This window comes from Acinetobacter sp. LT1 (genome assembly GCF_059800965.1).
Window position 1 is genome coordinate 1 of sequence record NZ_JBBAXE010000019.1, and the last position, 25,016, is coordinate 25,016.

Genomic DNA, 25,016 nt, shown 5'->3' on the forward strand with positions numbered 1-25,016 from the left:
ATGAGTTTTACTATGACCAGCTACCACAACAAAATAAGGTAGCTTAACTAGAGCAGAGTATCACTTATAAATAAGCTTTTAGTTGTTCAAACATGTGGGACCACCTCTCTTTAAACACAGGAAAAGTTTTCTATTAAAAAGCATTTATTATTGTTTTTTGTTTGCAAAATTACACGCTATAATTTTCAAATCATTTATCCTCCCTACCCATCACATTAATCAAAACACCTTTTGAAAGAATTAATGGGTGGAGTTTTAAATTAATTTTATATCTCGAAGTTTCTTTAATTAATGATTTTAAAAAGGATATATGGTAGATGTTTCTTAAAAAATTTGCTTTAAATGATTTTGGAGATATTTAAATATGTCTAAAATCATAATGTTTGACATGGATGGTACGCTATTAGATCTCGCTTTTGATGATTTCATCTGGAATGAATGTCTTCCTAAGCGACATGCAGAGATACATCAACTTCCACTCGACCAGAGCCAAAAAACACTATATCAGTTTTATCAATCATATAGACATACGCTTGTTTGGTATTCATCAGCTTATTGGACCAAAACTGCAGGCGTTGATGTACTCAAATTACAGCAAGAATTTCAGACAAAAATTCAAGCTCGGTCTGGTTGTATTGAGCTTCTGCAGGAACTGAAAGAACAAGGATATAGTTGTTGGTTAGTTACAAATGCCGATCGTGCAAGCTTACGGTTAAAGCTCGATAATGTTGCAATTGAACACTTCTTTGACATAACCGTATCGAGTGAACAAATTGGTTATGCAAAAGAAGATATTCATTTTTGGCAAGAGCTCCAAAAATTACACCCTTTCGACCCAGAAGCAACCATTTTTATTGATGATACAGGTCCTGTACTCAAAACAGCTGAAAAATTTGGTATCAAGCACTTGTTTACTATCTTGCAGCCCTCAAGTCTAAAGGATGTAAGAAAGTATGAAGATTTAGAATATAAAGCACTAGATCGACTTACAGAATTGCTGTCTATATTGAATCAAATTGATAGAAAGGATAATGATGTCAAAATCGCTTGAAAACGATGCTGTAGAGACCATGCGTATCGACAAATGGCTATGGGCTGCTCGTTTTTTTAAAACTCGTTCAATTGCTAAAGCAGCAATCGAAGGAGGTAAAGTACATCACAATAATGAGCGTGTAAAAGTTTCCAAAGAAATTCGTGTTGGAATGGAACTTATTATTCAACAAGGTTTTGATAAAAAAACCGTTGTCGTAAAAGCGCTTTCGAACACACGTGGTCCAGCACCGGTTGCCCAGCAACTTTATGAAGAAACAGAAGTAAGTATTGCTAGACGGGAGTTGATTGCATCCCAACGAAAATTGCATAATCTTGCTCGACCTGATCATAGACCGAGTAAAAAGGATCGTAGACAGATTAATCGGTTTAAACAGGACAATGATCAACACTGGTCGTATGGTGATGAATAAAAACGTCGAGTTGTGTCGCACACACACAGACAACACATAGAAGCTATAGAAAAAATCTGTCACTATTAGCCCTGTGAAACAAGTTGAGATTCAATACATCCACTTGGGTTAAACGTGATGAACTTAGAGTATTGAGGTTTTTGAGATGGATGAGAATAAAAGCAAAGCATTACAAGCCGCGCTAAGTCAAATTGAGAAGCAATTTGGCAAAAATACGGTGATGCGTCTCGGTGACAACACTGTTCAAGCAGTTGAAGCTGTATCTACAGGTTCTTTGACTTTAGATATTGCATTGGGGATTGGCGGTTTACCGAAAGGTCGTATCGTTGAAATTTATGGTCCAGAATCTTCTGGTAAAACCACAATGACTCTCCAAGCGATTGCACAATGTCAAAAAGCTGGTGGTACTTGTGCATTTATCGATGCAGAACACGCATTAGATCCACAATATGCACGTAAGCTGGGCGTGGACATTGATAATCTACTTGTATCGCAACCAGATAACGGTGAACAAGCACTCGAGATTGCAGACATGCTAGTTCGCTCTGGTGCAATTGATTTAATCGTTGTCGACTCAGTTGCTGCTCTTACTCCTAAAGCAGAAATTGAAGGCGAAATGGGTGACTCTCACATGGGCTTACAAGCTCGCTTAATGAGTCAGGCATTACGTAAAATTACGGGTAACGCTAAACGCTCGAACTGTATGGTTATTTTCATTAACCAGATCCGTATGAAAATTGGTGTAATGTTTGGTAGCCCTGAGACTACGACTGGTGGTAACGCATTGAAGTTCTATGCTTCTGTACGTTTAGATATCCGCCGTATTGGTCAGGTCAAAGAAGGTGATGAAATCATCGGCTCTGAAACTCGAGTTAAAGTTGTTAAAAACAAAATGGCTCCTCCCTTTAAAGAAGCTATTTTCCAAATCCTATACGGTAAAGGTACAAACCAGCTTGGCGAACTTGTAGATTTAGCTGTACAACAAGATATCGTGCAAAAAGCAGGCGCTTGGTATTCATATCAAGGCAATAAAATTGGCCAAGGTAAAAACAATGTTATCCGCCACTTTGAAGAAAATCCTCAAATGGCTGGAGAAATTGAAAAGATTATCCGTGAACAACTGCTAACTACGGGTACTAATGGTGCTGTACAAGTGGAAGATGAAGAAGAAGATCTTCTATTAGAGTCTTAATTACCGCTAATAAGTCTTAAAACGCCCTTCGGGGCGTTTTTTACAAGGAAATATTAAATATGTTCAAAAGAACAGAAGAACAGCCCCAACAACGCGCTTTGCTAACAGGTCAACGTTTGCGCTCATATGCTTTTGCGTTATTGACTCGTCGAGATTATTCGAAAGCAGAACTTATCGAGAAATTGAATCGTTATGCACAAAAACCTGAAGAGGTTAAGCAACTTGTTGAAGAGTTATCTGAGCAAAATTATCAAAGTGACCAACGCGTTGCAGAACTAACATTGGCTAGCCAAATTCGTAAAGGCAAAGGGCCAAAACGCATCAAACAAGCTTTAAAAACTAAACAAATCGAAAATGATTTAATTGCAGATGAAATTCATAATATTGATTGGGTGGAACAGGCTTATCAACTTAAAGTGAAAAAGTTTGGTGAAGAAGTAGAAAAAGATCCTAAACTTAAAGCAAAACAGATGAGGTTTTTACAATATAGAGGATTTGATTTAGATGTAATTATGAAGGCAATCCAACGGAGATCGGATTAGAAGATGGTGGCAACCCCACTAGCAAAACTTCGGCACATCATAGATCTGCTACCGTTGCTACCTTCCGGTCCTGGCGGGGTTCACAGAGTACAATTGCGAAGCCACCAGCGGGGCTACCATTGCAAAACAGAGTATAGAGATTTTTAAAAGAGTTGCAAGCCTTCTTCTCAATTTTAAGCAAGTTTATGTTTCAATTGATTAATTCATCGTCAAAAACATATAAATTCCTAGAATCTCTTATCTTATATTCTTTCTTGATACTTATTTTGAATAAAATATGCTTGAAGATTGTAAACTATTCTTGCATTTATATTGTTAGCTGTTTTAATTGCAATGATCAATTAAAACCTTAGATAGCTAATGTGAATAGTTTACATATTCCCTTCTCAAGTTAGCTTTTACATAAAATTATGGACCTATACTCATGCGATTGATGAAGCATTCTTTATTATTTATTGCCTTAATGAGCACTACTTCTCTCTATGCCAATATTCCAATTCAATCGCGCGGTTTAAGTCAAAGTGGTGGTAGTTCAACTAACACTTCATCGAATAACGCTTCAGTCCCTAGTAATTTAAATTGGGAATTGATGCAAAAAAACCAACAATTAGAAAATGATATACGTACCTTACGCGGACAGTTAGAAGAACAATCGAATGATATTGAACAACTGAAAAAAGATTTATCTAATCGCTATACTGATTTAGACCAGCGTTTGGAATTACTAAATCAAAAAGTAGATCCAGAAAGTGCAGCACCAGACAATACAGCAAATAGTGATGCTACAGCTACCGGAAGCTCAGAAGCTCCTCCTACCGACAATAAAGCAGCTAGTACTACTACAACTGCTGCAAGTCAAGTTACTTTCCCTTCACAAACGCAAGTAACACAACCAGCTTCATCGCCTGCTACGCAAAATCAATCGAACCCTGTAGAACTTGAAAAAGCAGCTTATACTGTCGCTTTAGATGCCTACAAACAAGGTGGAGCGAAAAAAGCGATTGCTCCAATGCAAAACTTTATCAAAAATCATCCTAATAGCGTTTATACAGGCAATGCCTATTTTTGGTTAGCCGAGTTTAATTTAGCAACTGATCCGGTAAATTATAATGAAGCTAAAAAGAACTATAATGTAGTCGCTACGCAATACCCAAATTCTAGTAAAGCTCCTCGCGCGCTTTATCAACTCTACAGTATTGCCAAAGATGTTGATAAAAACACTGTATCAGCAAACCAATATAAAGCTAAAATTTTAAGTCAGTATCCAAAATCTGAAGAAGCCAAATTTTTTAACAAATAAAAGTTTTTAAGAAAAAAAGACACCGCAGATTGCGGTGTCTTTTTTTGAATATCTCGGCTTAACGCACAATACCACGTTCTGATTGCTCAACAGAGTCAATTAATAATTGAGCTTCTGGAACATTCGGAAGAATATCATTTTTAATCTGCTCAACAGCTTGAACAGAAGTCAGGCCTGATTTAAAAATCAATTTATAAGCTTCTCTAAGGCCTTGAATTGTATCCTTAGACCAACCCTTTCGGCGCATACCTTCTATATTAATACCAAACGCATGTGCTGGATTACCAGATGCCATAACATACGCTGGCACATCTTTTAAAATTAAAGATGCTCCACCAACCATACTGTAAGAATCGATTTTACAGAATTGATGAATTCCCGAATTACCACCAATAATGACATGATCACCAATATGGACGTGTCCAGCAACACCAACATTATTTGCGAAAATATTATGATCACCAACAATACAGTCATGTGCAATATGCGTATTAACCATCAATAAGTTATGACTACCTATTTTAGTTAAAGCATTATCTTGTACAGTTCCTCTATGTAAACTGCAATGCTCACGAATTAAATTATGATCTCCAATCTCTAACCAAGTTTCTTCACCTTGATATTTCAAGTCTTGGCAAATTTCACCAACACTTGCAAACTGGAAAATCTCATTATTTTGACCAATTTTGGTAAAACCACCAACTACAACATGTGAATGTAATTTAGTACCAGCGCCAATTGTCACATTTGGACCAATAATACAATAAGGTCCTATCTGGACATCCGGGGCAATCACTGCAGATGGATCAATAATGGCCGTAGAATGAATTAAATCGTGATTGCTCATGCCTGCTCTGTTTTTTGGTGTGAAATCATAATTTCAGCGGTTGTTGCTACAATACCGTCAACGGTAGCCGTACAGTTATATTTATAGATACCGCGTTTTTGCATTACTAATTCAGATTTTAATACAAGTTGGTCGCCAGCAACTACTTGTTTTTTAAATCTTACCTTTTCTGCACCAGCAAAGAGGAATAAAGAACCTGGTTTTGGCGTCTCATTGTTCATAATAAAACCTAGAACGCCCGAAACTTGAGCTAATGCTTCTACAATTAGAACACCCGGCATAATTGGATATTCTGGGAAATGTCCTTGTAGGAACTCTTCATTGATAGAAACATTTTTATAACCAACAATACTATTGTCAGTAACTTCAGTCACACGATCAACCAATAAGAAAGGATAACGATGCGGCAAATATTGACGAATCGTTTGAATCTGCATTGGTAATTCAGGGATGGCAAATTTAGGTGTAGTTGACTCGGTCATAATATTCTATTTACGCAAATTAAAAGTTGATTCAAGAGACTCTATTTGAGCTTGTATATGATCAAGTCGTTTAGTGATTTGGGTCAATGGCACATCTGCTAATTGTCGCAAGCGCACAATTGTCTTTTTCCAATGACTATTTTCAAATAATCCAATTCCTGAAGAATAGGTACCAGCTTCAGAAATATTTTTTGTGACCATTGACATTCCAGTTAAAGTCACATTATCAGTGATTGAAAGGTGACCAGACACACCACAGGCTCCTGCAAGAATACAGTTTTTGCCAATTTTAGTGCTTCCAGCAATTCCACATTTAGCAGCAATAGCTGTATTGGAACCAATATGAACGTTATGTGCGATTTGCACAAGATTATCAATAATTACCCCATCTTCCAAAATCGTATTATCTAGTGCCCCTCGATCAATACTACAATTTGATCCAATACGGACATCATTACCAATAATAACTGAACCTAATTGTGCGATACGATGCCATTTACCTTGATATGGTGCAAATCCAAAGCCTTCACTACCAATCACAGTACTTGCATGAACTCGAACACGATCAAGTAATTTAGAACCGCCAGTAATAGTGACATGAGAATCGATAAAACAATCCTTGCCAATTTCTACATTATCATCCAGACGAGTATGAGACTGAATAATCGTGTTCTCACCTACTACACAATTTTCACCAATTACAACGTAATGGCCAATATATGCTTTTTCAGAAATAATTGCAGAAGGATGAATTTGAGCAGTACTTTCAATACCTATTGATGTGATCTTTTTATCAAAAGCATGGGTAAGGATGGCAAAAGCCAAATATGGATTATCAACAATAATAAAATTTTGTTTATCAGTAAGCTGTTCTTTAATAGAGCTTGTAACAATGTACGCACCCGCACGGCTAGTCTTTGCTTGATCGATATACTTTTCGCCATTTACGAAAGTAATATGAGAAGGTTCAGCATTTTCTAAACTTGCCAGATTTATAAATTGAAGACTACCCGCACCGACTAACTCACCATTAACTAGGTGAGCTAGTTCATCTAAACGATAATGTTGCACTTTCATTAATTTATTTCATTGAATTAACCTTTTGTATCATTTTATCAGTTAAATCATATTTAGCGTCATAGGCAACGGTCGAATTTTTATTCAAAATGAAGTCAAGATTATTTTCTTTTCGTAATTGTTCAGCTGCTTGCTTCACACGAGTCTCAAAAGTTGAGTTCATTCCTTGCAAACTAGTTTGAACTTTAGACTGCAAACCTTGTTGAGTCGAATTAAATTCATTTAATTTTGACTGATATTGAGTTTGAAGCTTCTTAATATCATCTTCTTTCATTTTTTGCCCTTGAGTTTGGGCTTGACGCTGAAGGCCTTCTAACTCTTTACCCAACTGCTCAAGACGAGTTGTTGTTGGTTTAACAGATTGATTTAAACTTGCATTTTGTTGTTTTAAATAAGTACTACTTTCAACAACTTTAGCAAGATCAATAACACCATAACCAGCAGCATTAGTCATAGCAGAAATTGTAAGGCCTAACCCTAACATTAATATATTTAATTTTTTCATCTTAATTTGTGTCCTTATTTCATTGTTTAGTCAAGTCGTACTTAGAAAGTACGACCGATTTCAAACTGAATCTCTTTAGTTTCGTCACCAGGCTTATCATTTAACGGGAATGCATAGCTAAGAGATAATGGCCCAATCATAGTGATCCATGTAAAACCAACACCTACGCTATAACGCATATTACCTAAATCAAAACCGTAGTTATCTTCACAGTATTTTTTAGCATCTGCTATTTGCTGCCCATTCATAATCATAGAATAAGAGCCAACATCACACTTAGTATCAAATACTTGACCACCTTCAGCAAAAATGACTGGTCGTACTTGGCGAGTCCAGTCCCCTTTGAAAGGTAACGGTAAAGCTAATTCAGTACCAAATTGTACTAAAGCATTACCCCCCACCTCTTCTGGAGAACCGTCATTTTGCTTGGTTTCTTGTAAGTTTACACTTGCATACTTAGGACCCAAGGTACTGTTATCATAACCCCGAACAGAACCATAACCACCTGCATAGAAGTTTTTATAGAATGGTAAATCATTACCATAGCCAAGTTTACCGTAACCACGCAATACGAAACCAGTATTACTAATTGGCCAAAATGCCTGTGCATCATAAGTTGCTTTTTGATAGTCAACATCACTACCTGGCAAACCAATTTCAAGACCTACACGATGTGACATACCTGAAGTAGGGAAAATAGGACGGTTTAAAGTATTGTATGACCAACCTAAATTTAAGTTATATGTAAAGAACTCACCATCAAACGCATTATCATATTGTTCTTCTGGGACCTTACATTCCCCCTTCTCAGTATCATACTGCGACTCACCATTTAAGGTTGGACAATATGAACCCTTACTTGTTGCTTTACCACCATTTGCTAACAAATAATCACGCACATAAGTAGAGACATAAGGACCAGTCGTTACTTTAGTATTATCAATACCTAAAGAGGCACTTAGGCTTTGGTTTTCATCAATTGGGTAACCAAAACTTAAACTACCACCGAAACTATCGGTAACGTAATTATTAACGTTATAGTCATCATTTAACTTTGTTTTACGGTAATAAACATTATAACCGCGGCTTACACCATCAATAGTGAAGTAAGGGTCAGTAACACTTAAGTTATAGTAGTCTTGAGTTTCAGAGCGAGATAAATCGATCGAAACACGATTACCCGTTCCCATAAAGTTAGTTTGACTCAAACCTGCCTGGAATGTGATACCACCACTTTGTGAGTAACCTACCGCTAATGTTGTAGTTCCCGAGTGTTGCTCTTCAACATTTACGTTTAAATCCACCTGATCTGGTGAATTTGGAATACGAGCTGGTTTAATATCAACTGTTTTGAAGAATCCAGTACGCTCTAAACGAACCTTGGACAAATCAATTTTTTCATTACTCGCTAAAGCGCCTTCCATTTGACGCATTTCACGACGCAATACTTCATCGGCAGTTTTACTATTACCTGTAAAGTTAATACGACGTACGGTTACTTGCTGACCTGGGTTTACATAATAGTTCAAGTCAACAACACCCGTTTCATTATTAATTTGCGGAACGACATTTACATCTGCAAAGTAATAACCAGCATTACCATATTTACGCAATAACAATTGCTTAACAGCATTTACTTTTTCTTGAGAATAGGTATCCCCATCTTTATAAATTTTCAAAGCTTGCAGTTCTTCAGGTTTATAAAGTGCGTCACCTAAAAACTTGGTTTGACCAAATTTAAACTGGCTACCTTCCTCAACAGCAACTTCAATAAAGATATTCTTTTTATCTTCACTAATATTAAGCTGTGAGTTATTGATATGAAAATTGATATAACCTTTATTCAGATACATAGCGCGCAAAGCTTCAAGGCTCGCTGCCATTTTCTCTCTAGCATAACGGTCATTACGGGTTACAACTGAAGCCCAACCACTTTCTTTAACTGCGAAAGCTTGTTTAATTTCACTGTCTTTAAAAACAGTATTACCAATAATATTGATATTAAAAACTTTAGCTGCCGTACCTTCATTAAAATTTAATTTAAGTTCAACACGGTTATTTGGGCGAGCTATAGTATCAACAGTTACATCAGCATCATAACGGCCTTGCTGAGTATATTGCTGCTCTAATTCAGTTTCAATTGTTTGTAAAGCTGACTTCTTAAAAACTTCGCCTTCAGCAATGCCCATTTTTTTGAGGCCTTGCTCTAAAGCCTCTTTAGGAATAAGTTTGTTACCCTTAAATTCAAGTTTTGAAATAATCGGGCGCTCTACGACATTGAAAACTAAAGTATCGTTATCTCTTGATGCTTTAATATCGTCAAAAAGTCCAGTGGCATACAATGTTCGAATTGCTTCTGCGATCATCGGTTCATTAACGCGATCGCCACTGTTGATTGGCAACATGGTAGAAACATTTGCAGGAGTAAGACGGACCAAACCATCTATACGAATATCTCGAACAACGAAATCATCAGCTGCATATGCTTGTTGTACCGCTGCCATAGCGCTAACAAGTGCCAAAGGCATTAAAAAATGTGTGTGCCGCATGCCAGTTTTTCCAGTAAGTTATAAATCCATATACGTTTACAAACGCATAAAATCGTTAAATAAAGCTAAAAGCATCATACTACCGAGCAGTACCATACCAATTTTTAGACCAAACATTTGTATTTGTTCAGAAACAGGCTTACCACGAATAGCCTCAATAATGTAATAAACGAGATGTCCACCATCTAGCATTGGAATTGGTAATAAATTTAAAATTCCAAGACTTACACTCATTAAAGCCATAAATGAGATGAAAGTCTGCCATCCCATTTCTGCACTTTGTCCCGCTACTTTCGCGATTGTAATTGGTCCAGAAAGATTCTCTAAACCAATTAAACCCTTAACCATTTTTACTATCGAACTCAATATCATGCTAGAGATTTGGCCAGTCTTATCTAGCGACATCTGGAAAGCTTGTATTGGAGTATATTGAATTGTTTGCTTATATTCGTCAGGAATTATAATTTTTCCTGCATCACTTTTTACGCCTAAGACACCGCTCACTTGCCCCATATTGTCACGCTTTCCTTGAGGCATGACTTGCAAATGAACGAGTTGACCATTACGCAACACATCAATACTTAGTAATTTTTCTGGTGAATGTTGCACAACTTCCACAACATCAAACCAATCTTTCATCGCTTGACCATTAATGGATACAATACGATCACCGACTTTTATTCCTTGTCGAATTGCTGCTCCATCTGCAGTCAACTCAGTTACAACAGCGGGAATAACAGGACGATAAGGTGAAAAGCCTAATACATCTAAAGCTGATTCATTTTGGTTTTTTAAAAAATCTTTAATGGGTAAAACAATATTTTTCTCAGTACCTGCACGATCTACATCGATATTCAAGCTACCAGTTTCACCTACACGATCAATCAAAGCAAAGTTAAGTTTTTCCCAAGTTTGCGTTTCCTTTCCATCAACAGCAATAATCTTGTCACCTACTTGTAGTTGAGCTGTAGCAGCTGGCGAGTTGGGTACAACCTTACCCACTCTTGTATTTAGTTGTTCCTGTGCTGGTAAAAATAAAATCCAAAAAAGTAAAACAGCAAAAATCAAGTTAATTAAAGGCCCAGCCGCAACAATTGCTATACGCTTCCATGGTTTTTGACGGTTAAATGCATAAGGTAAATCTTGCTCTGCAACATTACCTTCGCGCTCATCGAGCATTTTTACATAACCGCCTAGAGGCAAAGCTGAAAGTTGGTACTTAATTCCAGATTTTTTTGAGGTCCATTTAAGTAATGTCGGACCAAAACCAATAGAATAAACTAGAACCTTAACACCAAGTTTTCGTGCCACCCAATAGTGACCGAACTCATGAATTGCAATTAATGGACCGAGCAAGAGAGCTGCTGCTGCAATCATAAATAATGCGCTCATTTCAGCCTCCTATACTTGATATATACTGCTGTGCTACATGTCGTGCTACTTCATCTTTATTCAAAATAGACTCGATATTATCAGCAACTGAGTTTTCCAATTTTTGCAAAGTATGCTCTACCACTTGTGGGATATTTGTAAATCCAATCTGTTGGTTTAAAAATGCAGCAACGGCAACCTCATTTGCAGCATTTAAAATAGTAGGTGCCAGCCCTCCTGAACGCATTGCCTGACGGGCTAAATCCAGTGCTGGAAATTTCTGGATATCCGGTGCTTGAAAATTAAGCTGAGAATACTCAAATAAATCTAAAGCAGGAACATTAGTCTGTAAACGTTCTGGCCATGCTAATGCATGGGCAATCGGTGTACACATGTCTGGATTACCCATTTGAGCCAATGTTGAACCGTCAACATATTGCACCATAGAATGAATAATACTTTGTGGATGAACAACAACTGTAACAAAATGTTCAGATATTGAAAACAAATGACACGCCTCGATCAACTCTAACCCTTTATTCATAAGAGTAGCTGAGTCAACTGAGATTTTCTGTCCCATAGACCAGTTGGGATGCTTACAAGCCTGCGCAGGAGTAACTTTTTCTAACTGTTCTAACGAATGGTTTAAAAATGGTCCACCTGAAGCGGTCAATAAGATTCTTGATACGCCCTGTTGCGGTTGTCCATTTCTTTCAGCCTCTAAATAATTATGAGGTAATGACTGAAAAATAGCGTTGTGTTCTGAATCTACCGGTAATAATAATGCCTGATGATCACGTGCTGCTTGCATCATGATTTCACCAGACATGACCAAAGCTTCTTTATTAGCAAGCAATACGCGTTTACCAGCTTTTACAGCCGCTAATGTTGGTAATAAACCAGCTGCTCCAACAATTGCAGCCATAACTACATCAACATCTGGATGAGATGCGATACTTACCAGCCCTTCCTGATCAGTCAAAATTTCAATATTTTGTAATTCACTCTTTACAAATAAAGCTGCTAATTCGTCAACTTTTTGCTTTGGAACAACTACAACTTTTGGTTGGAATTGTTTACATATGTCAACCAATTCAGAAATTCGACTATGAGCTGAAATTGCAAATACTGAATACTTATCAGGATGTTGATTTAAAATTTTTAAGGTACTTTGCCCAATGGAACCGGTTACACCCAATATGCAAACAGATTGTGTCATTTATAAATCTACACCAATAAGTTTTAATATATACATTCCCGTTGCAAAGATCGGGGCTGCAGCAAGTAAAGAATCAATACGATCTAAAACACCACCATGACCAGGTAGTACACGTCCAGAATCTTTAATACCAGCACGACGTTTAATCATTGACTCAAATAAATCACCCAACACTGAACCGAATACTGTATTCAGTGACAAGATAAGAAACAGAATTTGCTGAATTAAAGTTAAATTTAGATACTGATATTGCACAACCAACATTACCAGTATGGTCGTGACAATACCACCATACAAGCCTTCTACTGATTTGTTCGGACTAACGGTTGGAGCTAATTTTCTTTTACCAAATTTACGACCAACAAAGTAAGCACCACTATCTGCACCCCACACGAGTAAGAACAGATACATTAACCACCATGGCGAACTTTGCCAAACAACAAAAATTGAAGTTACCGCAGCACAAACTAAAATAATGCCAATTACATATAGAGTAGCGTTATACCACCCATCAAATTCAGGAAAAGATTTGACCCAATAAACGCTTACAAGCCAAGTCAAAATTGAAGCTGACCACAAAAGTAATGCAATATCATGGAAAAATAGAGCAACGCCCGAAACGAATGCAACAAGCAGACCGTAGCACCAAGCTTTTGGCTTTACAGCATTTACAGTTTCATGGGGCATTAATTTATACCATTCATACCCCGCAACCCCTGCTGCTACAATCATAAGAACCAACATTGGATAATGTGATTGCGTAGCAAACATACAGCCTAAAACAACTGCGACAAGTACCAATGCGGTAACAATCCGCTCTAACATTATAAGTTCTCTATTTTCTCTTGCTGAATTTGTTCAGATGTTTTGCCAAAACGACGCTCACGCCCTGAAAAAACATTCAATGCATGATCGAATTCTTGTACTGTAAATTCTGGCCATAAAGTATCAGTAAAATACAGTTCAGCATATGCTGCTTGCCATAACAAGAAATTAGATATGCGATAATCTCCACCTGTACGGATCAATAAGTCCACAGCTGGCAGATCGTTTAGACTGACATATTTTTCGAACAAATCAACATTTATTTGATCAGCACCAAATTCACCACGGGAAACCGCTTCAGCAACTTGTTTTGCTGCATTTGCAATATCCCACATCCCGCCATAGCTCACAGCAATAGTTAAGGTCATAGTGTTATGGTGTGCTGTCTGTTGCTCTGCATCTTCCATTAAGACAACTAGGTGTGACGGTAATCTGGAACGATCACCGATGAAACGCAAAGCAATATTAAATTTCTTCATGCGAGGTATTTGCTCATGAATAGTTTCTTCAAGAAGCTTCATAAGCAGATCGACTTCAAATTGTGGTCGATTCCAGTTTTCGCTTGAAAATGCAAACACCGTTAAAGCACGAATACCTGTTTTTTTACAATGTTCAACGATAGGATCAAGAACATTTTTACCCTCTCGATGCCCATCACCTTTTTGCATTTGATTTTTTTTTGCAAAGCGGTTGTTGCCATCCATGATGATGGCAACATGCTTAGGAAGATGATACTCTTCTGAATCGGTCATAAAATTTAGACCTTCATCAATTCTGCTTCTTTCGCTGCAAGACGCTTGTCTACTTCTGCAACATATTTGTCAGTGATTTTCTGGATATCATCACCTGCACGGCGCTCATCATCTTCAGAGATTTCTTTCTCTTTTAATAATGCTTTGATATCACCTAATACATCACGACGAATATTACGAATTGCAACTTTTGCATTTTCAGCTTCGCTACGCGCAATTTTTTGCATATCACGACGTGTTTCTTCAGTTAATGCAGGTAAAGGTACACGAATTGCATCCGCAGTAATCGGGTTTAAACCAAGATCACTCTCACGAATTGCCTTATCAATAGCTGAAACCATTGTACGTTCAAATGGCTGAACAAGAAGTGTACGAGAATCTTCAACCCCAACGTTTGCCACTTGATTTAAAGGCACATCAGAACCGTAGTAAGGAACCATTACCCCATTTAAGATTGATGGGTGTGCACGGCCGGTACGAACTTTAGCAAACCCTAGTTCCAAAGACTCAAGAGTTTTCAACATACGCTGTTCGCTGTCTTTTTTCAGATCGTTAATCATATGATCTACCTTACTTATTTATTCAAGGATGTTTTAACAAATTTAATTTAGCGCTAGTATAAAGAGCTTTCGTCAACACGTACATTATTTAGTAACGCGTGTACCTTCTTTTTCGCCCATGACTACTGACAATAGCGCGCCTGATTTATTCATATCAAAAACTTGTAATGGCACATTATGGTCACGACATAAACAAATAGCTGTCAAATCCATAACACCAAGTTTTTCGTCTAATACTTGATCAAAGGTTAAATGATCATATTTAACTGCATCTTCGTATTTACTTGGATCTTTATTATATACGCCATCTACTTTGGTCGCTTTTAGAATTAAATTTGCTTCAATTTCAATTCCGCGTAAGCAAGCTGCCGTATCAGTCGTAAAGAATGGATTTCCTGTACCAGCAACAAAAACACAAACTTCACCTTGACTCAAGTGACGAATCGCATCACGACTTGAATAAGACTCCACTACTGTACCAATTGGTAATGCAGACATAAGGCGAGTTCTGATATTACGGCGAACTAATGCATCACGCATAGCCAAACCGTTCATTACAGTTGCAAGCATACCCATTTGATCGCCTGTTACACGACCAACCAAGCCATCCTTTTGCAACTGACTACCACGATACAAGTTACCGCCACCAACAACGATACCCACTTGCACACCCAAGCCAACTAAGTGAGCAATTGAAAGGGACATTTGGTCAAGAACTTGGGCATCAATACCCATGTCTTTGTTACCTGATAATGCTTCACCAGATAGTTTTAATAAAATGCGTGAATAACGGGGGCTAATTGTTTCCGCCATGAGTTTGCTCCAAAACCTCTTAAACTGAATGCTTTTTTTGAATCGTTATCGATTAAACCGACTTAATTTTAATTAACTTTGCAAATAAGTCGTATTCATCCGCATCGGTGATTTCGACTTCCAACATATCGCCTAGTTGAATAATGCTCTTATCGATATCTTCTACAAAGACATTACCGTCAATTTCCGGAGCATCGGCATAAGAACGTGCAACAGCAACAGGATATTCATCTTCCAAACTATCGACTAACACAGTCATCGTTTGACCAATACGTTTTTGCAACTTAGCAGCAGAAATTTGTTGCTGCACTTGCATAAAGCGCTCGTAACGCTCTTGCTTAATTTCTTCAGGCACATGATCGGGTAAATCATTTGCCGTAGCGCCTTCTACTGGTGAGTAGGTAAAGCAGCCAACACGATCAAGTTCAGCTTCAACTAACCAATCGAGCAATATTTGAAAATCTTCTTCAGTTTCGCCTGGGAAACCCACTACAAATGTAGAACGAATCACAAGATCCGGGCATTTTTCACGCCACAATTTAATTTTTTCGAGTGTATTTTCACTGTGAGCCGGACGCTTCATTAACTTAAGAATACGCGGGCTTGCATGTTGGAATGGAATATCAAGATATGGCAGAATTTTACCTTGTGCCATTAAGTCAATAACCGCATCAACATGTGGGTATGGATAAACATAATGTAAGCGCACCCAGATACCAAGTTGGCCTAGTGCTTCACACATATCAAAGAATTTTGTTTTAACAGGCTGGCCATTCCAGAAATCAAGTTTGTACTTGGTATCTACACCATAAGCTGATGTATCTTGCGAAATAACCAAAATTTCTTTAACACCTGCTCTTTTAAGCGCAGCAGCTTCTTCCAGTACACTTCCAACTGGACGCGATACTAGATCGCCACGCATACTTGGGATAATACAGAAGGTACAACGATGGTTACATCCTTCAGATATTTTTAAATAGGCATAATGTTTTGGTGTTAAGCGAATTCCTTGTTCAGGAACCAAATCAACAAACGGGTTGTGTTTAGGTGGTGCTGGTACATATTCATGTACAGCTTCCATTACATCTTGATAAGCTGCTGCACCAGTAACCTTTAAAACGTTTGGATGCATTTGACGAATTTTGTCTTCGTCTTTACCTAAGCATCCAGTAACGATTACTCGACCATTTTCACTCATGGCCTCGCCAATTGCATCTAGCGACTCTTGTACCGCAGATTCGATAAAACCACAGGTATTAACAACAACTAAATCAGCACCATCATAATCTGATGCAACTTGATAACCTTCAGTCTTTAACTGAGTTAAAATTCGTTCAGAATCTACCAATGCCTTAGGACAACCTAAAGAAACAAAACCGACTTTGGGGGTCTTCATGAATCTGCGCTCCACTTGAATGCGCGTATTGTATGTCTTTTCTTGTCTCAAGCATAGGTGGAAAGCCTACTCTTTGTGTAATGCACCAAAATACGACCAACATTTGCACCAAAACTCACCTTTGCACCAAGTTGGATCATGTTATTATCTATATTCAAGCCATCAGTTTTGATCAACCGATATAAAGACCGATTTCAGCGCGTTTTTAAATACTTTAAAACTTTAAAATAACCCATAAACAAAGTTGGCGTATATTTTGCATCGTTCATGTTCTATAACGGTGAAAATCCGATAACCAATGAAGATGCCATTGCGCTATTTTAAGACAGGAACGATTCGCTAATGGATCAACACAACCCTATCGACTATCGCCTATTGGTAGACAATTTAACTACTGCGATTTTATTGATCGATAGTAACTTGAATATTTTTTACTTAAATTCTGCCTGCGAAGCACTATTTGACATTAGTTTGCTTCGAGCTTCAGGACAGCCGGTTTTGAATTTACTTCATGCACCAGATGATACTTTTAATACACATGAAGCGTTATTAAACACTATTAAAACGGGTCAACCTTATACTCGTCGAGAAGCGGTTATTAATGTCAACTTTAAAGACCTTCATGTTGATTACACGGTGTCTCAATTGAATGCAGGTAAGAGTTATCATCCATTACTCTTGATTGAGCTCAACCCGATTGATCGTATGTTAAAGATTTCTAAAGAAGAAAATCTGGTACAACAACATCAGGTGGCCAGACAGCTTGTACGTGGCGTTGCTCACGAAATTAAGAACCCACTGGCAGGTATTCGTGGTGCAACTCAATTACTCGCTCGCAGTTTAAACGATAAGAGTTATGCTGAATTTACAGATGTCATTATTAATGAAGTAGATCGTTTAACTAACTTGGCAGATACTATGTTGGGTTCTAGACAACTCCCAAGTTATGAAAATGTTAACGTACACGAGCCTTTGGAGCGAGTGCGTTCACTTATCGCCAACCAGACAAAGAAGAAAATTAAAATTATACGGGATTATGATTTGTCTTTACCCGATGTTAATGCCGATCGTGATCAGTTAATACAAGTCATGCTCAACATTAGTGTAAATGCAATTCAAGCCATAACAGAAAACAAAGCATTTTTTATAGATCACGAACCGGAGTTAATTCTACGTACACGTATACAACGTCTTGTCACAATTAACGGTGTACTAAATCGATCTACAGTGCGAGTCGACATAGAAGACAATGGACCAGGCATTCCTGAAAGTATTTTGGAGTCAGTATTCTATCCATTGGTTACTGGACGAGCAAAAGGTACTGGGCTTGGCCTGAGTATTGCACAGAATATTATGCATCAACATAACGGAATGATTGAATGCCAATCTGTTCCTGGAAAAACAATTTTTAGCTTATATTTACCTTGGGAGTCAGACCGTGTCGCGAAATAAAATATGGGTTATTGATGATGATCGCGCCATGCGATGGGTATTGGAAAAGACCTTTAAAGAGGAAGGTTTTGATGTTACCAATTTTGAAGAAGCTCAAACTGCGCTTGAACGTTTGCACCATGATGCTCCCGATGTCATCTTAACTGACATCCGCATGCCTGGAATTGATGGTTTAACTTTTTTATCTAAAGTCAAAAACACTCATCCAGATTTACCTGTCATTATTATGACAGCACATTCTGACTTAGAGTCTGCTGTATCAAGCTATCAAACAGGCGCGTTTGAATATTTACCAAAGCCTTTTGATATTGATGAAGCTTTAGCTTTAGTCAATCGTGCGATCCTGCATATTAATAAACTACAACAGCAAGAAGCTACAAAAACAGCCTCACCTCTTCAATCAACAGAAATTATTGGTGAATCTCCGGCAATGCAGGAGGTTTTCCGTGCTATCGGCCGTTTATCGCAATCTCATATTACTGTTTTAATTAATGGTGAATCGGGTACGGGTAAAGAATTAGTTGCTCATGCTTTACACAAGCACTCCCCACGCCGTGCCAAGCCTTTTATTGCTTTAAATATGGCTGCGATACCAAAAGACTTGATTGAAACCGAGTTATTTGGTCATGAAAAAGGCGCTTTCACAGGGGCAAATACTCAGCATCAAGGCCGCTTTGAACAGGCAAATGGCGGAACACTGTTCCTTGATGAAATTGGTGATATGCCATTTGAAACTCAGACTCGATTGCTTCGCGTACTCGCTGACGGTGAGTTCTATCGTGTAGGCGGACACATTCCCGTTAAAGTAGATGTTCGAATTGTTGCGGCAACGCATCAGGATCTAGAGAAACTGGTAAATGAAGGTCGCTTCCGTGAAGACTTATATCACCGCTTAAATGTGATTCGTATTCACATTCCTAAGCTTGCCCACCGTAGTGAAGATATCCCAATGCTTGCGCAGCATTTCCTTGCGCGTGCAGGTAAAGAGCTTGGCGTAAGTCCAAAAATCTTACGTACCGAGACGACAGACTATATGCAACAGTTACCATGGCCAGGTAACGTACGACAACTTGAGAATACTTGCCGCTGGCTAACTGTAATGATTACGGGCCGCGAAGTTTATCCGGAAGATTTACCTTCTGAGCTCAAACAAGTTCCATTGCAAAAGAATAGTGATTCTAGTCAACCAGCACCTTCATTTGAACGTATTTCTCTACATCATTGGGATGAACTACTAAATCAATGGGCTATTCAAAAGCTTAAAAATGGTGAAATGAAAATTTTGGATATTGCCACACCAATGTTTGAACGCACATTGATTAACGCAGCCTTGCAACAAACACGTGGACGCAAACGTCACGCAGCGGAATTATTAGGTTGGGGTCGCAACACCTTAACACGCAAGTTAAAGGAACTTGGAATGGATTCTGCAGATGATGACGAAGAAGATGAGCACAAGGTTACTCAAACTGAAGCCTAGAAATCTCATTATTTAACTTCAAAGCGGTTAAGTCATTCTTAGCCGCTTTGTTTTTCAATCAGATTTTTGATTAAAATATAATGCAAACATAAGGTTACATCATTAAACCCTTCTACAACCTACACTAAACTTATATTTTCTATTAGTTTATTTTTTGAATTAGCCACTTACTGTTCAGCATATGATCTAAAAAAATGGTTATGACCATCACTAAAGATAGTTTTGCTATACTAGATAAGCAAAGTCAGTTGTTGTTATTAAATTTTATGCATGATTCAGTCCTGGATTCACATCACCTTGCATGTGAGAAACCTCAAACACGCCGCGGTATTGAACGTCGTTTAGCTCTATTGTTAAGCGCGACCGAGCTGTTCCTAGAGAAAGGATATGATGCTGTATCTCTCGATGATATTGTTAATCATGCAGGTGGCTCTAAGGCTTCTATTTATAAATATTTTGGCAATAAAGAAGGACTTTTTACGGCTATATGTGATCATAAACGTGAAATGTTTTTTAAAGACATTTGCATTCCATTCCAACCAGAGAAAAGCACTTTAAGAGAATATCTGATTCAAACACTTAATCGTGTATATATTCATATTATTCAGCCCGAACATGTTACATTTTTAAGACTTATTATTGAACAGACCGAATGTAACACTGTCCTCATACAATACTTATATGACAAATGGGTACATAATTTACAAAATACACTTACTCAAGCATTAGAGTTTGCGGATAAATCAGGCGAAATTACCTGTAATTCTCCGTATTATTCTTCACTCATGTATTTTGGGATTTTACGAGATATTGAATGGCGTATGATTATGGGTATGCCAGCTCTTCCAGATGAGAAAGAAGCTTTTGATTATATTGAATATTGTGTAGATATTTTCTTAAAAGGCCATCATAAAGTCTAATTCTTTTGCATTTTAAAATGCTTATAGTATAGTAGACTTCTTTTTTCCCACATCCACCCAGCCAACAACAGATAATTGTTATATTTCAAAACGATTATTATGGAGTAGCTACATGGCTCTAAGACATTTCCTAACTTTACGTGATCTATCCACTCTAGAACTTAATCGCATTTTAGAACGCGCAAGCGAGCTTAAAAAAATGCAACATGACAATAAGGTCTACCAGCCTTTTGTTGGTAAAGTATTGGGAATGATTTTTGAGAAATCAAGTACGCGTACACGTATCTCTTTTGAAGCAGGTATTAACCAATTTGGCGGTAGTGCGATTTTTTTATCGCCTCGTGACACACAATTAGGCCGTGGTGAACCAATCGAAGATTCAGCACGTGTAATTTCAAGTATGCTTGATATTGTGATGATTCGTACTTTCGGTCATGACATTGTTGAACGTTTTGCATCTTATTCAAAAGTTCCTGTAATTAACGGCTTAACTGATGATCATCATCCATGCCAGTTACTTGCTGACTTACAAACTTATATTGAACACCGCGGCAGCATTGAAGGCAAAACCGTTGCTTGGATTGGTGATGGTAATAATATGTGTAATTCATATATTGAAGCTGCACACATGATGGGTTTCAAACTCAAAATTGCATCGCCAAAAGGATATGAACCTAAACCTGAATTTTTAGCCGAGTTTGGTCATTGCGTTGAGCTTTATGACAATGCAGAAGATGCAGCAGTAAATGCTGACCTTATTGTGACTGATGTATGGGCAAGTATGGGCCAAGAAGAAGAGCAAAAACTTCGTGAAAAAGCCTTTGCTGATTTTCAGGTTAACGAAAAATTAATGAGCCTTGCTCACCCAGATTGTTTATTCATGCACTGCTTACCTGCTCATCGCGGCGAAGAAATTTCTGAAACCATGCTCGATTATAAAAATGCAGTCGTATGGGATGAAGCAGAAAACCGTCTCCATGCTCAAAAAGCTTTAGTCGAATTTTTATTAAATGAAAATTTAAAGAAAGCTTAAATTTTGAGTTTAAAAAACAGCATCTTTATGATGCTGTTTTTTATTTTATAAGACTTGTACTCTTCCAGTTAATTATTTTTAAAAATTTGATAACGTTGCCGAATATATAAGCAGGCTGTATTTTAACTATTCTCTAGAATCGTGTATAACATTCTACACAATAAGCTAAGCCTACTCTTGTAGAGTGCGATCATGACAACCCTTGAACAATCATTATCTCAAATTCCCGCATTTTCGATTATTCATGAACATTTATTTAGCTCGGCCCAGCCTTCTGCTGAACAACTAAAATTGATTAAAGAGTTTGGTTGTAGCACAGTCATTAACCTTGCTTTAACTAATGCTTCAAATCATCTTGAAAATGAAGACCGTATTTGTTTAGACCTTGGTTTAAATTATATTCATATTCCAATTGATTGGGAGATGCCTTCTGCTGAGCAGTGCTTATTAGTTTTAGATTTGATTGATCATTTAGTGCAAAATGAAATTATTTGGATACATTGCGCCAAAAATAAACGCGTAAGTTGCCTGATGTATGTCTATAGACAGTTTTATATGAATATGGATATGCCGACTTCTCAGGATTTATTGCACGAAATTTGGGAACCTAATGAGACTTGGACTGGACTCATTCATAATATTACCTTACAGCTACAAGGCCGTAAGGCAACTTTAGAACTTCAACAGTCTTTACAACAGGCAGATCACTTGGTGTGATGAGAAATTAAAACCGTCGCTGTAGCCAAAATTCCTTCTTGACGACCGGTAAACCCGAGTTTTTCGGTTGTCGTTGCTTTAATACTAATTTGATTAATATCTACATTTAGAACGTCAGCAATGCTTTGACGCATTTCCAGATTATGCTTAGCTAATTTTGGACGTTCGCAAGCCACCGTAATATCGGCATTATTTAACTGATAACCACGATCTAAGATCAATTGATAAACATGCTTTAACAATACTCGGCTATCTGCGCCTTTGTATTCTGGGTCAGTATCAGGAAAATGTTGTCCAATATCTCCAAGCGCTAAAGCACCTAATAAAGCATCACATAGCGCATGAAGTACAACGTCACCGTCAGAATGTGCTTTCAAACCATGTGTATGTGGAATTTGAATACCCGCCAATGTAACGAAGTTCCCCTCTTCAAAGGCATGTACATCCATTCCTTGTCCAATACGAATCTGAGCAACCATATAAATTATTACCTTCCATAAAAACTTAAGAAATCTTGTATTCAGCCGTTCTGTTTCGCTATAGTACACCTAGCAAAGTAGACTGAAAGTATAAGCGATCATGCTGTCTAATACTGATATGAATCAATTGAAAAGATTAAGTTTTGTCGTGACACTGAGTTGTTTATGTTCACCTCTTGTCTTTGCAGAATCAATAGACTGTTCCAATACTGGAGCTGAGCTTAAAATCTGTTCAAAAACATTTAGTGAATCCAGAAAGCAACTCAATAATAAATATCTTTCTGCATATTTAGTTACTGATGCCCCCTTACAGCTTTTACAGGATACACAAAAGTTATGGTCTAAACATACTCAGCAATGCAAGAGTAATACATGTATTCAACAACAGTTTGATTTACGTACTGATGACTTAAATTTTTATGCTTCACTTAAGCAAACGCTTACCCAGCATTATCTTAAGTTTGAAAATGGACATATAGCAGCTCAGCCTGTACACATTCAAGTCCATCAGCTCGCGAAAGATAAAATTAAGATTGAAGGGATAGCATACCGCAATCCAAATAACCGCAAAGAAACTCAAACGATCTCATTGATGGCCTATAGTTCACCTGAACAAAAAAGTGAAATTTTAGACAATGAGCACAACTGTAAATATCAGTTTAATTTTCAAAAAGCTTTACTTAATGTGAAAACTCAGCAAAAAGGCTGTGAACGTTTTAGCGGAATCTACCGCCTATATGATTAACGCTTAAAATAAAAGCCAGTGTTTGAACACTGGCTTTTTACTTTCTACGCTGGATATTTTTGAGCAATATCCTGACCGACTAAAACTGCGGTTGCCGCAGACAAAGTCCAACCTAAATGCCCATGCCCTGTATTATAAAAAACACGAGGTTGTTTAGATTGCTTAACAACAGGCAGCATATTCGGCATCATTGGTCTTAACCCTGCCCAAGGCACCACATGCTCAGTTGAAATATCAAAGTTACGATTAACCCAATTCACTAATGGTTGAATACGATCAGCCCGTATGTCGCGGTTATAGCCATTAAACTCAGCAGTCCCTGCCACACGCAGTCGATCTTTACCTAAACGAGAAGTCACAATTTTTGCACTTTCATCTAGTAAACTCACCCAAGGAGCATTCTTTACGCTGTGCTCATCTTTTAATTGCACGGTAATTGAATAACCTTTTACTGGATACACATTTACTCGCTCACCAATCATATCGGCAAGTTGATAACTCCCTACACCACCACAAACAACAAGTACATCACCTTCTAGCTGAATGTTATCGGACTCAACCAGATAAGGATGCTCAGCACTTGGTTGACAAGTTACGACTACTTTATCTGCGCCGCACTTAATATCCATAACTTCTAGGCCGAACTTATATTGAACGCCATATTCTTTAGTCTTCTCAGCCAAAGAGGTTGAATATTTATGAATATCACCCGTCGCATCACTTGGCGTGTAATAGCCGCCGAAATAGTCACCTGTCAAAGATGGCTCTATTGTTTTCATTTCATCAGGTGAAACCGAATAGCGTTCCAATGTACCTTTGTTCAATACGTTATTAACTTGTTTAGCAATCTCGTAGTCAGCCTTACTGTGATACATATGGAGGATTCCACGTTTCTCCAAATCAAACTCAAGCTGCTCTTTTTCAGCAACTTCAAACAAACGCTTACGAGCGAGTAATGCCAAACGGACCGTCTCAATCGTATTCGCTTCATAGTTTTTAATATGTGATAGAAATTCAACTAGCCAACTATACTTATGCAGACTAAATGAAGGGTTCAACAATAGAGGAGCATCTTTTTGTCTCATCCATTTAAAGCCTTTAATCACGGTGGCTTTTTGGTTCCATACTTCGGCGTTACAAGCCGATAATTGCCCTCCATTGGCAAATGATGTTTCCATTGCAGGATATAAATGTCGATCAATCACTGTGACTTGATAACCCAGTTGCGATAATTCATAAGCAGAGGTAACCCCTGTGATTCCCGCACCTATCACAATAACATGTGGCATAACAGACT

The 25,016-nt window shown here is 37.8% G+C and carries 25 protein-coding genes and 1 other RNA gene; 11 read left to right on the plus strand and 15 right to left on the minus strand.

The features are described from left to right. Positions 1 to 364 precede the first annotated feature (364 nt). The 4 genes from WBW42_RS15860 to WBW42_RS15875 all read left to right on the plus strand — a co-directional run bounded on the left by WBW42_RS15860 (position 365) and on the right by WBW42_RS15875 (position 3,197). Entirely contained in the window at positions 365 to 1,051 is a 687-nt protein-coding gene (locus WBW42_RS15860) for an HAD-IA family hydrolase (RefSeq protein ID WP_032055918.1), read from the plus strand. Beyond that, entirely contained in the window at positions 1,035 to 1,463 is a 429-nt protein-coding gene (locus WBW42_RS15865; RefSeq protein ID WP_005068915.1) for an RNA-binding S4 domain-containing protein, read from the plus strand. The genes WBW42_RS15860 and WBW42_RS15865 overlap by 17 nt, the downstream gene beginning before the upstream one ends. A gap of 145 nt (positions 1,464 to 1,608) precedes the next feature. Then, positions 1,609 to 2,655 (plus strand): recombinase RecA, encoded by a 1,047-nt coding sequence (gene recA / locus WBW42_RS15870; RefSeq protein WP_002115680.1) that lies wholly within the window; start codon positions 1,609 to 1,611, stop codon positions 2,653 to 2,655. Positions 2,656 to 2,714: 59 nt separating this feature from the next. Beyond that, positions 2,715 to 3,197 (plus strand): regulatory protein RecX, encoded by a 483-nt coding sequence (locus WBW42_RS15875; RefSeq protein WP_032055916.1) that lies wholly within the window; start codon positions 2,715 to 2,717, stop codon positions 3,195 to 3,197. A 13-nt stretch (positions 3,198 to 3,210) separates the two neighbouring features. Here the strand turns inward: WBW42_RS15875 and ffs are convergent. Next, an RNA gene (gene ffs / locus WBW42_RS15880) (signal recognition particle sRNA small type) lies at positions 3,211 to 3,307 on the minus strand. A 314-nt stretch (positions 3,308 to 3,621) separates the two neighbouring features. Between ffs and WBW42_RS15885 the strand changes: the two genes are divergently transcribed. After that, positions 3,622 to 4,497, plus strand: coding sequence for a YbgF trimerization domain-containing protein (locus WBW42_RS15885; RefSeq protein WP_032055914.1), 876 nt, complete (start codon positions 3,622 to 3,624; stop codon positions 4,495 to 4,497). Between the two features lie 58 nt (positions 4,498 to 4,555). Here the strand turns inward: WBW42_RS15885 and lpxA are convergent, their stop codons facing one another. The 12 genes from lpxA to rimO form a co-directional block, all read right to left on the minus strand. Next, entirely contained in the window at positions 4,556 to 5,344 is a 789-nt protein-coding gene (lpxA, locus tag WBW42_RS15890) for an acyl-ACP--UDP-N-acetylglucosamine O-acyltransferase (RefSeq protein ID WP_005068909.1), read from the minus strand. Next, positions 5,341 to 5,826: a 3-hydroxyacyl-ACP dehydratase FabZ gene (gene fabZ, locus WBW42_RS15895; RefSeq protein ID WP_002115603.1), complete on the minus strand. Its 486-nt coding sequence runs from the start codon at positions 5,824 to 5,826 to the stop codon at positions 5,341 to 5,343. Before fabZ ends, lpxA begins: the two co-directional genes overlap by 4 nt. 6 nt (positions 5,827 to 5,832) lie before the next feature. Next, positions 5,833 to 6,903, minus strand: coding sequence for a UDP-3-O-(3-hydroxymyristoyl)glucosamine N-acyltransferase (gene lpxD / locus WBW42_RS15900; protein ID WP_002115634.1), 1,071 nt, complete (start codon positions 6,901 to 6,903; stop codon positions 5,833 to 5,835). Positions 6,904 to 6,907: 4 nt separating this feature from the next. Next, entirely contained in the window at positions 6,908 to 7,408 is a 501-nt protein-coding gene (locus WBW42_RS15905) for an OmpH/Skp family outer membrane protein (RefSeq protein ID WP_002115728.1), read from the minus strand. Positions 7,409 to 7,449: 41 nt separating this feature from the next. After that, positions 7,450 to 9,957, minus strand: a complete 2,508-nt coding sequence (gene bamA, locus WBW42_RS15910; protein ID WP_005068904.1) for an outer membrane protein assembly factor BamA — start codon at positions 9,955 to 9,957, stop codon at positions 7,450 to 7,452. A gap of 36 nt (positions 9,958 to 9,993) precedes the next feature. Next, the gene (gene rseP, locus WBW42_RS15915; RefSeq protein ID WP_032055911.1) at positions 9,994 to 11,349 is read right to left on the minus strand and encodes an RIP metalloprotease RseP; all 1,356 of its coding nucleotides are present in this window, start codon (positions 11,347 to 11,349) and stop codon (positions 9,994 to 9,996) included. A 1-nt stretch (position 11,350) separates the two neighbouring features. Beyond that, positions 11,351 to 12,547 (minus strand): 1-deoxy-D-xylulose-5-phosphate reductoisomerase, encoded by a 1,197-nt coding sequence (gene ispC, locus WBW42_RS15920; RefSeq protein WP_032055909.1) that lies wholly within the window; start codon positions 12,545 to 12,547, stop codon positions 11,351 to 11,353. Further along, a complete protein-coding gene (locus WBW42_RS15925) occupies positions 12,548 to 13,372 on the minus strand; it encodes a phosphatidate cytidylyltransferase (protein ID WP_032055906.1) in 825 nt (274 codons plus the stop codon). After that, positions 13,372 to 14,124, minus strand: a complete 753-nt coding sequence (uppS, locus tag WBW42_RS15930; protein WP_032055904.1) for a polyprenyl diphosphate synthase — start codon at positions 14,122 to 14,124, stop codon at positions 13,372 to 13,374. Before uppS ends, WBW42_RS15925 begins: the two co-directional genes overlap by 1 nt. 5 nt (positions 14,125 to 14,129) lie before the next feature. Further along, entirely contained in the window at positions 14,130 to 14,684 is a 555-nt protein-coding gene (frr, locus tag WBW42_RS15935; protein ID WP_002115638.1) for a ribosome recycling factor, read from the minus strand. Between the two features lie 84 nt (positions 14,685 to 14,768). After that, positions 14,769 to 15,497 carry a UMP kinase gene (gene pyrH / locus WBW42_RS15940; protein ID WP_000852257.1) on the minus strand — a complete coding sequence of 243 codons (729 nt, stop codon included), beginning with the start codon at positions 15,495 to 15,497 and terminating at the stop codon, positions 14,769 to 14,771. A gap of 52 nt (positions 15,498 to 15,549) precedes the next feature. After that, positions 15,550 to 16,893 (minus strand): 30S ribosomal protein S12 methylthiotransferase RimO, encoded by a 1,344-nt coding sequence (gene rimO, locus WBW42_RS15945; RefSeq protein WP_032055900.1) that lies wholly within the window; start codon positions 16,891 to 16,893, stop codon positions 15,550 to 15,552. A gap of 342 nt (positions 16,894 to 17,235) precedes the next feature. Between rimO and glnL the strand changes: the two genes are divergently transcribed. From glnL to WBW42_RS15970, 5 genes are all read left to right on the plus strand, one after another. Beyond that, the gene (gene glnL, locus WBW42_RS15950; RefSeq protein WP_002115631.1) at positions 17,236 to 18,345 is read left to right on the plus strand and encodes a nitrogen regulation protein NR(II); all 1,110 of its coding nucleotides are present in this window, start codon (positions 17,236 to 17,238) and stop codon (positions 18,343 to 18,345) included. Further along, positions 18,332 to 19,825, plus strand: a complete 1,494-nt coding sequence (gene glnG / locus WBW42_RS15955; protein WP_002115702.1) for a nitrogen regulation protein NR(I) — start codon at positions 18,332 to 18,334, stop codon at positions 19,823 to 19,825. Before glnL ends, glnG begins: the two co-directional genes overlap by 14 nt. Positions 19,826 to 20,091: 266 nt before the next feature. Continuing rightward, positions 20,092 to 20,745: a TetR/AcrR family transcriptional regulator gene (locus WBW42_RS15960; RefSeq protein ID WP_284105392.1), complete on the plus strand. Its 654-nt coding sequence runs from the start codon at positions 20,092 to 20,094 to the stop codon at positions 20,743 to 20,745. A gap of 112 nt (positions 20,746 to 20,857) precedes the next feature. After that, on the plus strand, positions 20,858 to 21,778 hold the full coding sequence (gene argF, locus WBW42_RS15965) for an ornithine carbamoyltransferase (RefSeq protein WP_005068890.1): 921 nt from the start codon (positions 20,858 to 20,860) through the stop codon (positions 21,776 to 21,778). A gap of 192 nt (positions 21,779 to 21,970) precedes the next feature. Beyond that, positions 21,971 to 22,495, plus strand: coding sequence for a protein tyrosine phosphatase family protein (locus WBW42_RS15970; protein WP_032055898.1), 525 nt, complete (start codon positions 21,971 to 21,973; stop codon positions 22,493 to 22,495). Here the strand turns inward: WBW42_RS15970 and ispF are convergent. Next, the gene (ispF, locus tag WBW42_RS15975; protein ID WP_005068887.1) at positions 22,483 to 22,974 is read right to left on the minus strand and encodes a 2-C-methyl-D-erythritol 2,4-cyclodiphosphate synthase; all 492 of its coding nucleotides are present in this window, start codon (positions 22,972 to 22,974) and stop codon (positions 22,483 to 22,485) included. The two genes, WBW42_RS15970 and ispF, sit on opposite strands and share 13 nt — an antisense overlap. A 100-nt stretch (positions 22,975 to 23,074) precedes the next feature. Here ispF and WBW42_RS15980 point away from each other — a divergent pair, with 100 nt between their 5' ends. Further along, entirely contained in the window at positions 23,075 to 23,719 is a 645-nt protein-coding gene (locus WBW42_RS15980) for an A1S_1983 family putative colistin resistance protein (RefSeq protein WP_016140721.1), read from the plus strand. 44 nt (positions 23,720 to 23,763) lie between these two features. Here WBW42_RS15980 and WBW42_RS15985 read toward each other — a convergent pair whose 3' ends face one another. Next, positions 23,764 to 25,008, minus strand: coding sequence for a D-amino acid dehydrogenase (locus tag WBW42_RS15985; protein WP_032055896.1), 1,245 nt, complete (start codon positions 25,006 to 25,008; stop codon positions 23,764 to 23,766). Positions 25,009 to 25,016 lie beyond the last annotated feature (8 nt).